The sequence below is a fragment of the Saccharopolyspora sp. NPDC045839 genome, assembly GCF_056431645.1.
Map to the genome: position 1 here is coordinate 58055 of NZ_JBWKKH010000031.1, position 12879 is coordinate 70933.

Here is a 12879-nt window from a genome sequence, read left to right on the forward strand (position 1 = left end):
GCACATGGCCCGCCCCCCAACAAAAACAAAAAACAAAAAAAAACGCGGGTGGCCCCCCCCCCCCCCCCCCCCCCCCCCCCCACCCCTCTTGCGGTCCGGTCGAAGCTCAGCGGCGTTCGGCGTAGACGTGGCTGGCGTGTTCCACCAGGGCGATCAGGACTTCCTTGGCCGACTCGCGTTCCCGGGCGTCGCAGAGGACGACCGGCGTGCCCGGGTCGAGGTCGAGCGCCGCGGCGACCTCCTCCACCCCGAAGCGCCGAGAGCCCGTGAACTGGTTGACCGCCACGATGAACGGGATCTCGCGGCGCTCGAAGTAGTCCACCGACGCGAAGCACTCCGGCAGGCGGCGGGTGTCCGCGAGCACGACGGCGCCGAGCGCGCCCTGCGCGATGTCGTCCCAGAAGAACCAGAAGCGGTCCTGCCCCGGCGTGCCGAACAGGTACAGCGCGAACTCGTCGCGCAGCGTGATGCGGCCGAAGTCCATCGCCACGGTCGTGGTGGTCTTCTGCTCCACCCCGGCCGTGGAGTCCACGCCGACGCCGGCCTCGGTGAGGCGCTCCTCGGTGTGCAGCGGCCGGATCTCGCTGACCGCGCCCACCATCGTCGTCTTGCCGACGCCGAACCCGCCGGCGATCAGGATCTTCAGCGCGGTGACGGGCCCGCCGATCCGGTGGTCAGAGCGCGCGGAGGCCATTGATCACTTCCCTCAGTACGTCTTCGCTCGGCAGTTCGCGCGGCGGCGTGGGGCGTTCGATGCGGACGTGCCCGGCGTCGAGCAGGTCTGCCAGCAGCACCCGGACGACGCTCAGCGGCAGGTTCGAGCGGGCCGCGATCTCCGCCACCGACACCCGCCTGTCCCGGCAGAGGCCGAGGATTCCGGCCTGTTCCGGGGTGAGCGTCAGGTCGCGCTCGGGTGCGGTGGCGGCCACCACGAGCGTGATGATGTCCAGCGCGCCGCGACCCGGCCGGGCGCGGCCGCCGGTCATCGCGTACAGCCGCACCATCGGCCCCGCGTCGTCGTCGTACCAGCTCTGGTGGGGCCCGTTCACGACCCGCACCTCGGTGCCGTCATCGGTCACCCCCGGCTTGGCCGGGCGAGCGGTCAGCGGCGTGCATGTGCTCGCCGACCTGGTTGATCAGCCGCGCCATCTCGTAGGCGACGAAACCGATGTCGGCGCCCGCGTCGGCGAACACCGTGAGGCAGGTGCCGCCGCCGGCGGCCACGACGAACAGGAAGCCGCCGTCCAGCTCGATCATCGTCTGCCGGACGGAGCCGGCGTCGAAGTGCCTGCCGGTGCCCTTCGCGAGGCTGTGCAGCGCCGAGGCGACCGCGGCGAGGTGCTCGCCGTCCTCGTCGCGGACCCCCGACGACACGGCCATGGCCAGGCCGTCGTTGGACAGCAGCAGGGCGAGTCTGACTCGCGGCACGTTGTGGACCAGCTCGTCCAGGAGCCAGCTCAGCTCCCCGGATCGTTCGGTCGTGCCAAACATGGATGCTCCTCGTCTCAGGCGTCAGCGGAGTCGTCGGTCGCCGCGCCGCGCCCGCGGGCGAATCCCTGCTGGAGCGCGGACATCATGCTTCGCGCCTGGTCGGGCGACAGCGGGGACGCGGCGGCCGGGTCGGTTCGCTTGCGGTTGTCCGCTTGCAGCCCGGTGGCGAGGCTCGCCTGGCGGGTCCGGCGCGGCAGACCCCCGGTGTCCGGTTCCGGCGCGGGCTTGTCGGCCGCCGTCGGCTCCACCCAGACCTGCTGCCGCGCCGGCACCGCGGTCCGGACCGGCAGCCTCGTCGCGATCGCCTTCTTCGGCGGCCGCACGGGTTCCGGTTCGGACGGCTCATCTCGGGAGTCCCCAGCCGGTTCCGGCGTGAGGATCGACATCGGCAGCAGCACCACGGCCGTGGTACCACCGTAGGGAGAGCGGCGCAGCGACACGGTGATGCCCTGCCGGTTCGCCAGGCGGCTCACCAGGAACAGGCCCAGCCGGTCGCTTTCGAACAGCTCCAGCCGGTGCGCCTCGGCGATCAGCCGGTTGGCCTCCGCCAGCCGCTCCGGGCTCATGCCCAGGCCGCGGTCCTCGATCTCCACCACGAACCCGGTGCCCACCGGCTCGCCGTGCACCAGCACGGTGCTGTCGGGCGGCGAGAACGTCGTGGCGTTCTCCACGAGTTCGGCGAACAGGTGCGTGACGTCGGAGACCGACGAGCCGAGCACGGACAGCCCGGGCATCCGGCGGATCTCGACGCGCGCGTAGTCCTCGACCTCGGAGACCGCCGAGCGGACCAGGTCCATCAGCGGCACCGGCTGGCGCCAGGCCCGACCGGGGGTGGCACCGGACATGATGATCAGCCCCTCGGCGTGTCGGCGCATCCGCGTCGCCAGGTGGTCTACCCGGAACAGGTCTTCCAGCGCGGCCGGGTCTTCCGTCCGGCGTTCCATGCCGTCCAAGATGCCGAGCTGGCGGTGCACCAGGGACTGGCTGCGCCGGGCGAGGTTGACGAACACCCCGGACACCCCCGTGAGCAGTTCGGCCCGTTCGGCCGCGGCCTGCAGCGCCGAGCGCTGCACCGCGTTGAGCGCGTCGCCGACCTGGCCGATCTCGCCCTCGCCGGGCGCGACCACCGGGACGTCGGATTCGATGTCGATCTTCTCCCCGGCCCGCAGCCTGCGCATCGCCTGCGGGAGCCGCCGGTTCGCCAGTTCCAGCGCCGAGTCGCGCAGGCCGACCAGCTCGATCACCATGCCGCGGCCGATCCGGACGGAGACCGCGAGCGCGAGCAGCACGGCGACCAGGCCGAGCAGCACCGTCCACACCGCCTGCGTCGTCACCGATCGGCTCGCCGCTTCCGCCTCCGCGGCGCCTGCGGCACGCGCGTTGGCCTGGCTGGCGTCCACCGCCTGCGTCAGGGCCTGCACCGCGCCGCGCCACTGGTCCGGAGCGAACGTGACGATGCCCGATCCGACCATGTCCTTCTGCATCGCCCAGAGGGAACGGTAAGCGTCGCCATCGACCAGCCGCCGGTACGCCTCCTGGTCGGCAGCCGGGAGTTCGGGCAGCAGGCCATCGGTCAGCACGTCCTGACCACCGAGTGCGACGGCGAAGGCCCGGTGCTGCTCGGGCGTCATCCTCGCGCCCACCGGCACCGAGGTCACGATCGCGTCCTGCCGGTCGATCGTCTCCGCCACGCGGCTGTGCTGGAGAACGACCCGTGCGGCCGCGGCCGCCTGCCCGTCCTGCACAGTGGTCAGCACTTCCTCCACCGCGAACGCGTGCTCGATCGCGGCGGAGTACTCGACATAAGCGCTGGTCCAGTCCGCCGGCCGGGTGCTCTGGAACCGGTCGAGGTCCTGGACGAGCACGTCGATGCGCTGGTTCACGTCGGTGGCGAGGCTCGCGATGTCGGCCCTGGCGACGGTCACGCCGTCGAGCAGCGCGGTGGTGGCCTGCGCGGTGCGCGCGCGCTCGGCGGCGAAGGCCTGCTCCGCCGCCGGCTGCGGCGCGGCCAGGTACCGCACGGCCGCGGCGCGCTCGCCCTGCAGGCTGCCGACCAGGTTCCGGACCGGGCCGGCCAGCTTCTCGTTGAGCTGCTCGACCTGGTGCAGCGTCCATGCGCTCTGCACCGCCGAGACCGTGGCCATCGACCACAGCGCCATGAGCGAAACGACCGGGACCGCGAGCAGCGCAACGGTCTTCGCGCGCACCGATTTCGGTTGCAGACGCGGGAATCCAATGCCGGAATACCGGCGCTTTTCGGGCATGAACCATCCATCCCGGATTTTCGAGAAACGGCTGTTGCGGACGCGGCGCGACCGATCAATTCACGCGATATGCGCGACGAGAATTCCGTTGATCACATTCTTCCGGCGGCCGGCTCCGCGGGATTCTCCGACGCTCCCCCGGCGTCGTCCGAATCGGGCTTCCGCGACGCGTTCGGCGAAATCGCGACGAACGCCGAGGTGAGGAACAGGTACGACCCCAGCAGAACGGTGAGCGGGAAGATGAACTGCATCGGCGAGGCGCCTGCCACGGGCGCGGCCACGTCGTGCAGGTGGACGCTCACGGCGGCCATGCCCGTGTAGTGCATCGCGCTGACCGCCACGCCCATCACCAGCGAGGCGCCGAACGCGGCCAGCGGGCCGCGGATGTTCAGCGTCGCCCAGAGCGCGGCGGTCGCGGCGGCCACGGCGATGACCACGGACAACGCGACGATCCCGGGGGCGTAGCCGACCATGCCGGAAAGCCGCATCGCCGCCATCCCGACGTAGTGCATGGCGGCCACCCCGACACCGGCGATCAGGCCTCCGACGAGCACCGCCAGCACCTTGGAACGGCTGTAGCCGACCGCGAAGACGCCGATGCCGACCACCACGATGGCGACCACCAGGCTCAGCACCGTGAGCGGGACGTCGTAGCGGACGTCGGTGCCCGTGACGTGGAAGCCGAGCATCGCGATGAAGTGCATCGTCCAGATGCCGGTGCCGATCGCGACGGCACCGTTGATCAACCAATTGCGCCGCGCGCGGCCGGTCGTCGCGAGCGCGCGCACCATGCAGCGCAAGCCGAGCGCCGCACCGACGCAAGCCATCACGTACGACAGGACCGGTGTCAGCCAGCCGAAACCGAACTCCGTCATCGAGCCTATCTGACCCATTATTCCCTAAAGCGTGTAGGCGGCACCTGTCAAGAAGCGACCCTCATTGCCCCGACTGGCCGGTCACGTCGAACGACCATACTCAGATCACGCGCCGATCACAACCACTCTCCACAATAGATTTCCGAGTGACGATCTATGCGCGGTGCGTGATTCCCAGCCGCATACGACGCAGTTAATTCTGCCTTAAGTAACGACTCCCGCCCCGCGGCGACCGCGCGCGAGCCGGGACCAGGAAAGTCCGAATAGGACGATCAGCTTCTGCCACTATCGGAACGGCGGGCCGCCGCCTCACTCCCCGCCACCGTCGCCGGGGTGATCCGGGACCGGCGGAAGGCGCTCCGCAGCTCGGCCATCGCGATGCCGTAGCCCGCCCAGCCCAGCCGGAAGAGCCCGGATTCCCGGGAACACGGCCGTTCTCCGTGTTGTTCCTCTGCTCTACGCCGGGAACGAGGAATTCGCCCGCGCCTCACTGGCAATTCATCGCCGGAGAATCTCCTGGCCGCTGCCACGGCGCTACGCTTCCGCCGGTTCGATCTTGCGGAGAGGCGGACGGCGATGACTTCTGCGGCATTCCCACGTCGGTTGGCTGCGCTCGGTGCCGCCGTCTTCCTCGGTGCACTGCTACCGCCGGCCGCGCCCGCGTCGGCCGATCAGCCGCGCTTTGTCGAGGAGCAGATCGCGCCGGGCGTGACCTACCGGTCCTTCGAGCTCTCCACCGAGCACGGGCCGGTCGTCGGATACCTGCTGACCGCGGACCTGCGCAATCCCGACGTCGAACTCGACCTGCTGCACCCGCCCGCGGTGGCCGCCCGGGACGAGATCGACGACATGACCAATGCGCAGCGGGCGGTCGCGGGCGTCAACGGCGACTTCTTCCACCTGAGCGAGACGCACGAGGGCGTCGCGGCGACGGGCTCCTCGGTCGGGCCCGCGATCGCCGACGGCGTGGACTTGAAAGCCGCCGTTCCCAACGGGCAGCGCTTCGGCCCGGGATTGCCCGCGGGCACCTCGACCAAGAACGTGTTCGGCCTGGGCGTCGACCGGCGCGCGCGAGTCTCCAGCGTGTCGTTGACCGGCGTGGTGCGCAGCGGCGGGACGACGACCGACCTCGCGGGCCTGAACCAGTACGCGGTGCCGGTCGGCGGAATCGGGCTCTACACCCCCGCGTGGGGCGAGGTCTCCAGGGCGCGCGCGGTGTGCGGCACCGACACGGATCGCTCCGCGCCGTGCACCACCGACACCGAAGAAGTGGTCGTCCGCAACGGCGTTGTCAGCGCCGAGCACGACGAACCGGGCGCCGGCGCCATTCCCGGTGACACCGTCGTCCTCGTCGGGCGCGAGGAAGGCGCCGCCGAGCTGGAGAAGCTCAACCCCGGCGACCGGGTCGTGGTCGAGTCCCGGCTGGCGGCGGCCGACGCGCCGCCGCTGGAGTTCGCCGTCGGCGGATTCCCGATCCTCCGCGCCGGAAAGCCGTTGCCCGGCCTGGAGACCGGGACGTTGGCGCCGCGCACCGCCGCGGGCGCCAGCTCGGACGGGCGGACCGCGTACCTGCTGACCGTGGACGGGCGCTCCGCCGCCAGCACCGGGCTGAGCGTCCGCGAGCTGGCCGATCTGATCCGGTCCTTCGGGGCCGCCGCCGCCGTCAACCTCGACGGCGGCGGTTCGTCGACCTTGGCGGCGCGCGACGCCGGTCAGCCCCCCGCGGTGATCAAGAACGTGCCCTCCGACGGCGTTCCCCGCGCCGTGGCGAACGGGATCGGCGTCTTCTCCACCGCGCACTGACGAACCCGTCGAATTCCGGGCCCCGGTGAGTCGGCGGTCGGTGCGTCCCGGCACGGACACCCTGCTCCGCTGGTCACCACGCGATGCTCCGCCCTTGATGCCCAACCTGGCGGAATTCCCGCCGCGCCAGGCTGAAGCCCGGTGGACCAGCCCCGAGCTTCAGACGACCTGCCCGCGCAGCGGCACCCGATTCCACCACGTCACGCAGCGCCAGGCCCACTCCAGCGGCCCGTACGCGAATCTGCTCAGCCACCAGCGCGAGAACACCCACTGCACCGCCAGGATCCCGGCGGCCAGCAGGAGCATCAGGTCGTACCGGATGGAGTCCTGCCCCAGGCCGATCACCGGCGCGACCGCCAAGGTCAGCAGGGTGGCGGTGATGAAGTTCGTCAGCGCCATCCGCCCCAGCGGCGCGAACGCCGCGGAAAGCGCGCCACCGGCGCGAGTCCTGCACAGCAGCAGGAAGCCCGACGCGTAGGCGAGCCCGCCGAACAGTCCCGCCGCCGCCCAGATCACGAAGAACGACGCCGAACCCTTGCTGTTGACCTGCAACCAGAGGCTGAGACCCGCCAGCACCGCGGAGAGCCCGAAGGTGATCGCGAGCTGCCCCGCCCGGCGGTCGAGCGTGTCGATCACGCCGTACCGGACGGCGGCCGCGCCGAGCAGGAACAGGCCGGGTACCAGGCCGACTCCGCCGTGCAGCCCGAACAACCCCACCGCGAGCAACCCGGCGCCGCCCCAGAGCGCGACCCACCGCGGCAGCACCGACGCCGGCAACAGCACGATCAGACCGACGATCGCGTAGATCAGCAGCGGCTCGCCCGGCAGCAGGAACTGATGCCCGACCCCGATGACCAGCAGCGCCAGCAGCCTCCGCAGCAACAGCACCCTCGGCCGGGCCGCTCGCCCGGACGCTCGGTCCAGGAACAGCGCGAAACCCACGCCGAACAGGAACGCGAAGATCGGGTGGAACCGCTGCTGCACGAACATGTTCAGCGCCGAGCGGACCGGATCGGCCACCCCGATCGCGGGCCCCCAGCCCATGTGCACGATGTCCGGGATGTTGACGAACAGGATCCCGCACAGCGCGAACCCGCGCAGCGAGTCGAGATCACCGATGCGCCGCCGCACCGGCTGCGCCGCCACGGCAGTCGTCATCGACCCCACCCCCGCGATCCGCACGACGTGAGCTCGTCCGGGCACCGAACCGCTTGCCGGCGCACCAGAACCACGGTCACCGGCCAAGGCTTCATTGCCCCGGCGCCGGCCGCTGAGCTTGACACGAGTTCCTCCTGACATCGCAGCCCACCCGGCCCATCGCCGAGTCCGATCACGATCAGGATCGCCGCGACCACCCCCGTCGCGGATCATCCGCAAGGCCGAGTCCGGCCCACACCGGTCAGCCGATCGGTCACCAAGAACAAGCCATTCGGCCGGGAAGACCGGAAAGCGCCGCCGCGCTCCGATCCCGTCTGCTACCCGGGGAGTCCGATATCGCCCACCAGCCCCGAAATCCTGGGGCTAGGGTCGGTTCCATGGTTGATCGGTTTCAGGTCGTTCCTTCCGTCTACATCGCGCTCCGCAGGTCGGACACCCAGGAGGAGGTGCTGCTGCAGCTGCGCCGCAACACCGGGTACATGGACGGGCATTGGGCGATGGCCGCGGCGGGCCACGTCGAATCCGGTGAGTCCGTCATCGACGCCGCGCGCCGGGAAGCCGCCGAAGAACTCGGCATCGACATCTCCGCCGAAGACCTCGTGCCGCTGTCGGTCATGCACCGAACGCAGGGCGACCACCGGGCGATCAACGAACGGGTGGACTTCTTCTTCGAATGCCGCCGCTGGAATGGTCGGCCCAGGCGGGCCGAGCCCGAGAAGACCGCGGACCTGCGGTGGTTTCCGCTGGACACGCCGCCGAGTCCGACCGTGCCCCACGAGCAGTACATCCTCCGGCACCTGCGCGCCGGCACCCTCCCCCAGGTCACGACCTTCGGCTTCTGACCGCCCGCCGTCGACGGGAGTTTGACCTTCACCCAGGGACAACCCGCAGGGTCGGCTCACCGGGCGAGGCGCCCGGGACGAGGAGGGGGCCATGTCCAGGCTGAGCATCGGCGAGTTCGCGCAGGCGACGGGGCTGACGCCGAAGGCGTTGCGGCTCTACGACGAGCTGGGGCTGCTGCCGCCGGCGGACGTCGATCCGCGTTCGGGTTACCGCTCCTACGACCGGTCCCAGCTCGAACACGCCCGGCTGGTCGCGTGGTTGCGCGGGCTCGGCATGCCGTTGGCCCGGATCAGGGTGGTCTGCGACCTTCCCCCGCTCGCCGCGGCAGCCGAGGTCGGCTCGTACTGGCGCCAGGTCGAGGCCGACACCGCGGCCCGCGGGGAGTTGGCGGCCTTCCTCGTCGACCACCTGTCGAGGAGGGAAACCGAAATGGCCGGTGTACCAGCGGAATGGCAACTGCGCTCTGCCGCTCGAGATGATCGCGGATTCGTGCGGGAGGAGAACCAGGACGCGGTGTACGAGGGCAGGAATCTGTTCGCCGTCGCCGACGGATTCGGTGCGCAGGGCATGGACCGCGCGGCGAGCGTCGCGGCGGTCGACGCGCTCCGGGCTCTCGACGCCGAGGTGCCCGCCGGGAACCTGCTGAAGGCTCTCGGCGCGGCCGCGAACGGCGCGCGGCAGGCCGTCCACGACTTCGCAGCCGACCCCGCACACGAGAACGTCGGTACCACGCTGACCGCGATGCTGTGGTCGGGCGCCCAGTTCGCCTTGGCGCACGTCGGGGACACCAGGGCATACCTCCTGCGAGGCGGGGACCTCACCCAGATCACCCACGACCACACCTTCGTGCAATCGCTGGTCGACGAGGGAAAGCTGACCCCGGAGGAGGCGGCGACGCACCCGAACCGGGCAACGCTGCTCCGCGCCCTGCAACGCGGCGGGACCGTGGAACCGGACCTCCACCTGCGCGAAGCGCACAGCGGCGACCGTTATCTGCTCTGCTCCGACGGGCTCCACGCAGTTGTGCCCGAACAGCAGCTGCGCGACGCACTGGAAGCTGCAGGCGATCCCGGGGAAGCGGTGGGCCGCTTCACCGAACTCATCCGCGATGCAGGCGCACCGGACAACTTCGCCTTCGTGGTCATCGACGCACTCGCACGCGCGTAGCCGACCGACGGCCCGTCCTCGCCAACCGGTCGAGGACGGGCCGTCCGCAAGCGAAGTCACCAGAGGGTGTAGCCGCCGTCGACGACGAGGTCCGTGCCGGTGCAGTAGCTGCTGGCGTCGGAGGCCAGGAAGACCACGGCGGGGGCGATCTCGCGGGGTTCGGCGACCCGCTTCATCGGGGTGTCGCCGACCCAGACCCGGCGCCACTCCTCGTTGCTCATCCCGCGCTTGGTCATCTCGGTGCCGACGTAACCGGGCGAGACGGAGTTGACCCGCACGCCGCGGTCCGCCCATTCTCCCGCCAGCGACTTCGTCAGGTGGATGACGCCCGCTTTCGCCGTGTTGTAAGCAGATTGCGGCTGCGGGTGGTTGGAGATGTGGCCGCTCATGCTGCCGGTGTTGACGATGCTCCCCGAGCCCTGCTGGAGCATCCGCCTGCCCGCGGCCCGGCAGCAGTAGAAGACGCCGTCGAGGTTCACCGACATCACCCGGCGCCAGTCCTCGTCCGCGAGGTCCTCGCTGGGATGGTTGTGCACGATCCCGGCGTTGTTGACCGCGACGTCGAGCGATCCGGCCGTCGTCGCCACGTGCTCGAACGCCGCCTCCACGCTGGCCGGGTCGGTGACGTCCGCGGCCACGAACTCGACGCCGTGCCGCTCGGCGGTCGCGTTGCCGACCTCCGGGTTGATGTCGCAGATGAACACCCGCGCCCCGGCGTCGCGCAGGCCCAGCACGATCGCCTCGCCGATGCCCTGCGCGCCGCCGGTGACGACCGCGTTCTTGCCGTTGAGTGCGAAGAGATCGCTCAAGTTCCCCTCCCGGGACGTGGCCGAGGCACGAAGCCGGTGATCATCCCGCCCGGCGGGAACCCATAGCGTCCACATCGGACACCGATGCGCGCGGGCGCGTACGCCGGCCTTCGCCGGGCCCGGAATCCGGTTGACTTCGTATGATGTTCGGACCATAGTTCGGCCATGCAGCCGCCGCAACCATCCGCAGCCGCGGCGGGCCGGAGTTCGCGCGATCACCTGGGCCACGTTCGGATCCCGGTGGAAGGCGCTGATCGCAATCCCCTTCGGATCGCTCCAGCAAGCCCCGAGGAAGGCAGGCACCTTGAACCTCTCCGCCCACGCCGATCACGTCCTGCCCGATGACTCGGCCCGGGCCACGCTGGTCGCCCGCGTCTTCGACCCGGACTGCGGCGGCCCGTGCGTCGCCGCGGTGCGCGGCGCGTCGGTCGTCGACCTGACCGGTGTCGAGCCGACGGTCGCCGGGCTGCTCGAACGGGCCGACGCCGGGGAGGTCGTGCGGACGCACGAGGGCGGCCGGAGCTGGCGGCTCGCCGACCTCCTGCAGGCCACGCTGTCCGGCGATCGCGCCCGGCCGCACTTCCTGGCGCCGGTCGACCTGCAGGTCATCAAGGCGGCGGGCGTGACCTTCGTGCGGAGCATGCTGGAGCGGGTGATCGAGGAGCGCGCCGAGGGCGACCTCCGCCGGGCCGAGGAGATCCGCGCGAAGCTCGGCGATGTCATCGAAGGCCGGATCTCCCAGGTGCGGCCGGGCTCCGCGGAGGCGCAGCGGATCAAGGAGGTGCTCGTCCGGGAGGGCCTCTGGTCGCAGTACCTGGAGGTCGGCATCGGCCCGGACCCGGAGATCTTCACCAAGGCCCCGGTGCTGTCCGCGGTCGGCACGGGCGCGGAGATCGGGGTGCTCGAACGCTCGACGTGGAACAACCCGGAACCCGAACTGGTCCTCGCGGTCACCTCCCGCGGCGTCCCGGTGGCGGCGACGCTGGGCAACGACGTCAACCTCCGCGACTTCGAGGGGCGCAGCGCCCTGCTGCTCACCGAGGCCAAGGACAACAACGCGTCCTGCGCGATCGGCCCGTTCCTCCGCCTCTTCGACGACGAGTTCACCCTCGACGACGCGCAGGACCTGGAGATCGGCCTGGCCATCGCCGGAACCGACGGCTACCGGCTGGACGGCGTCAACCCGGTCCGCGAGATCAGCCGCGACGTGCGGGAGCTGATCGGGCACGCCCACGGCCGCCACCACCAGTACCCGGACGGGTTCGTGCTGTTCACCGGCACGATGTTCGCCCCCACCGAGGACCGCGACGTCCCCGGCCAGGGCTTCACCCACAAGCCCGGCGACGTCGTGCGCATCTCCTCCCCCGCGCTCGGTAGCCTGATCAACGTCGTGAACACCGCGGAGGGCGCGCCCGACTGGACCTTCGGCATCCGCGCGCTGATGACCAACCTAGCCGCGCGCGGGCTCCTCCAGGGCACCGCGACGTGACCGAAGCCGCCCGCCGACCGCATCGAGCACCGGCTGTTCGCGACCCGAGCGGCCGGTGAAGGAGCCGGATTCCGTGCCGTTCACAGACATCTCGTTCACCGAAACCGCGCGGCGGGCTCTCGATGCCCGGTGGGGTCTGCGCTTCGCAGGCGATCCCGTCCGGCTGCACGGCGGCGAGGAGTCCGCCGCGTTCGCCGTCGGCGACCACGTCGTCCGGGTGGGGCCGGAATGGCGCAGCACGGAAGAAGCCGAGTGGTGCTACGCCATTGCCTCGCACGCCTCGACCGAGGTGCCGGAGGTGGTCGCTCCGGTCGCCACGGCCGACGGGCGCGCGGTGGTCCGGGTCGAGGGCCGCCCGATGTCGGTCTGGCCGCTGGTTCCAGGCAGGTGGCCGACCCGCGACACGCCCGGCGCCCCGGCTCGGGCCGCCTCGCTGCTCGCGCGACTGCACCGCTCCTTGGCCGGGATGCAGCCGCCGCCGCGGCCCGTCCCGGCCGGCCTGGAACCGGGTCTGGACGGGTCCGGACCGCCGGCGGAACCGGCTCTCGCGGACCCGGAACTCGATTCGTGGCTGGCGGAATTCCACCGCACCCACGGGGAACGCCAGGCCGTGCACGGCGACTTCTACCCGGGCAACACGCTGACCGACGGAGGCGCCCTCACGGCCGTGGTGGACTGGGACGAGGCGTGCGTGGTCCCGCCCGCGGTCGAGGTCGCCTACGCCGCCCTGGAATGGGCCGAGGAGGAGCCCGCGATCGACACCGCGGCGATGCGCTCGTTCGTGCAGGCTTACGCCGCAGCCGACGGGCCCGCCGGGCTCCTCGACGAGGAAACCCTGGCGCAGCTCATCCGGCACCGGCTGCGCCGCGAAGCGGTGTCCTTCCACGAGCAGCGGCGGCTCGGCGTCGTGCACGACGCGGAAGACCTCGCCTACCACGCACGCCGTCTCGAGATCTTCGCCGAACTCCGCCCGTGACGCC

The 12879-nt window shown here is 71.1% G+C and carries 12 protein-coding genes; 5 read left to right on the forward strand and 7 right to left on the reverse strand.

The features are described 5' to 3' along the window. Window positions 1–106: 106 nt before the first annotated feature. From AC07EQ_RS32845 to AC07EQ_RS32865, 5 genes are all read right to left on the reverse strand, one after another. Window positions 107–694, reverse strand: coding sequence for a GTP-binding protein (locus tag AC07EQ_RS32845; RefSeq protein WP_478391717.1), 588 nt, complete (start codon window positions 692–694; stop codon window positions 107–109). Then, window positions 675–1049 carry a DUF742 domain-containing protein gene (locus tag AC07EQ_RS32850; RefSeq protein ID WP_478391718.1) on the reverse strand — a complete coding sequence of 125 codons (375 nt, stop codon included), beginning with the start codon at window positions 1047–1049 and terminating at the stop codon, window positions 675–677. The genes AC07EQ_RS32845 and AC07EQ_RS32850 overlap by 20 nt, the downstream gene beginning before the upstream one ends. A gap of 19 nt (window positions 1050–1068) precedes the next feature. After that, the gene (locus tag AC07EQ_RS32855) at window positions 1069–1491 is read right to left on the reverse strand and encodes a roadblock/LC7 domain-containing protein (RefSeq protein ID WP_358565350.1); all 423 of its coding nucleotides are present in this window, start codon (window positions 1489–1491) and stop codon (window positions 1069–1071) included. 14 nt (window positions 1492–1505) lie between these two features. Further along, window positions 1506–3755, reverse strand: a complete 2250-nt coding sequence (locus tag AC07EQ_RS32860) for a sensor histidine kinase (RefSeq protein ID WP_478391719.1) — start codon at window positions 3753–3755, stop codon at window positions 1506–1508. 92 nt (window positions 3756–3847) lie between these two features. Beyond that, window positions 3848–4630 carry an MHYT domain-containing protein gene (locus AC07EQ_RS32865; protein WP_478391720.1) on the reverse strand — a complete coding sequence of 261 codons (783 nt, stop codon included), beginning with the start codon at window positions 4628–4630 and terminating at the stop codon, window positions 3848–3850. Between the two features lie 576 nt (window positions 4631–5206). Here AC07EQ_RS32865 and AC07EQ_RS32870 point away from each other — a divergent pair. Next, window positions 5207–6433 (forward strand): phosphodiester glycosidase family protein, encoded by a 1227-nt coding sequence (locus tag AC07EQ_RS32870; protein WP_478391721.1) that lies wholly within the window; start codon window positions 5207–5209, stop codon window positions 6431–6433. Between the two features lie 159 nt (window positions 6434–6592). Here AC07EQ_RS32870 and AC07EQ_RS32875 read toward each other — a convergent pair whose 3' ends face one another. After that, window positions 6593–7591 carry a DUF418 domain-containing protein gene (locus AC07EQ_RS32875; protein WP_478391722.1) on the reverse strand — a complete coding sequence of 333 codons (999 nt, stop codon included), beginning with the start codon at window positions 7589–7591 and terminating at the stop codon, window positions 6593–6595. Window positions 7592–7968: 377 nt separating this feature from the next. On the opposite strand from AC07EQ_RS32875, the gene AC07EQ_RS32880 reads away from it, so the two are divergent. Both AC07EQ_RS32880 and AC07EQ_RS32885 read left to right on the forward strand, forming a co-directional pair. Continuing rightward, a complete protein-coding gene (locus AC07EQ_RS32880; RefSeq protein WP_478391723.1) occupies window positions 7969–8433 on the forward strand; it encodes an NUDIX hydrolase in 465 nt (154 codons plus the stop codon). Between the two features lie 91 nt (window positions 8434–8524). Then, window positions 8525–9601: a MerR family transcriptional regulator gene (locus tag AC07EQ_RS32885; RefSeq protein WP_478391724.1), complete on the forward strand. Its 1077-nt coding sequence runs from the start codon at window positions 8525–8527 to the stop codon at window positions 9599–9601. A gap of 56 nt (window positions 9602–9657) precedes the next feature. Here AC07EQ_RS32885 and AC07EQ_RS32890 read toward each other — a convergent pair whose 3' ends face one another. Beyond that, window positions 9658–10410 (reverse strand): SDR family NAD(P)-dependent oxidoreductase, encoded by a 753-nt coding sequence (locus AC07EQ_RS32890; protein ID WP_478391725.1) that lies wholly within the window; start codon window positions 10408–10410, stop codon window positions 9658–9660. Between the two features lie 304 nt (window positions 10411–10714). Between AC07EQ_RS32890 and AC07EQ_RS32895 the strand changes: the two genes are divergently transcribed. Together AC07EQ_RS32895 and AC07EQ_RS32900 are read left to right on the forward strand one after the other, a co-directional pair. Continuing rightward, a complete protein-coding gene (locus tag AC07EQ_RS32895; protein ID WP_478391726.1) occupies window positions 10715–11899 on the forward strand; it encodes a fumarylacetoacetate hydrolase family protein in 1185 nt (394 codons plus the stop codon). Between the two features lie 73 nt (window positions 11900–11972). Further along, window positions 11973–12875, forward strand: a complete 903-nt coding sequence (locus tag AC07EQ_RS32900) for a phosphotransferase (RefSeq protein WP_478391727.1) — start codon at window positions 11973–11975, stop codon at window positions 12873–12875. Window positions 12876–12879: the final 4 nt, after the last annotated feature.

Coding starts and splice junctions, on each gene's coding strand:
- AC07EQ_RS32885 (WP_478391724.1), top strand. CDS start 8,525: ATGTCCAGGCTGAGCATCGGCGAGTTCGCGCAGGCGACGGGGCTGACG.
- AC07EQ_RS32855 (WP_358565350.1), bottom strand. CDS start 1,491: ATGTTTGGCACGACCGAACGATCCGGGGAGCTGAGCTGGCTCCTGGAC.
- AC07EQ_RS32865 (WP_478391720.1), bottom strand. CDS start 4,630: ATGACGGAGTTCGGTTTCGGCTGGCTGACACCGGTCCTGTCGTACGTG.
- AC07EQ_RS32870 (WP_478391721.1), top strand. CDS start 5,207: ATGACTTCTGCGGCATTCCCACGTCGGTTGGCTGCGCTCGGTGCCGCC.
- AC07EQ_RS32880 (WP_478391723.1), top strand. CDS start 7,969: ATGGTTGATCGGTTTCAGGTCGTTCCTTCCGTCTACATCGCGCTCCGC.
- AC07EQ_RS32845 (WP_478391717.1), bottom strand. CDS start 694: ATGGCCTCCGCGCGCTCTGACCACCGGATCGGCGGGCCCGTCACCGCG.
- AC07EQ_RS32860 (WP_478391719.1), bottom strand. CDS start 3,755: ATGCCCGAAAAGCGCCGGTATTCCGGCATTGGATTCCCGCGTCTGCAA.
- AC07EQ_RS32875 (WP_478391722.1), bottom strand. CDS start 7,591: ATGACGACTGCCGTGGCGGCGCAGCCGGTGCGGCGGCGCATCGGTGAT.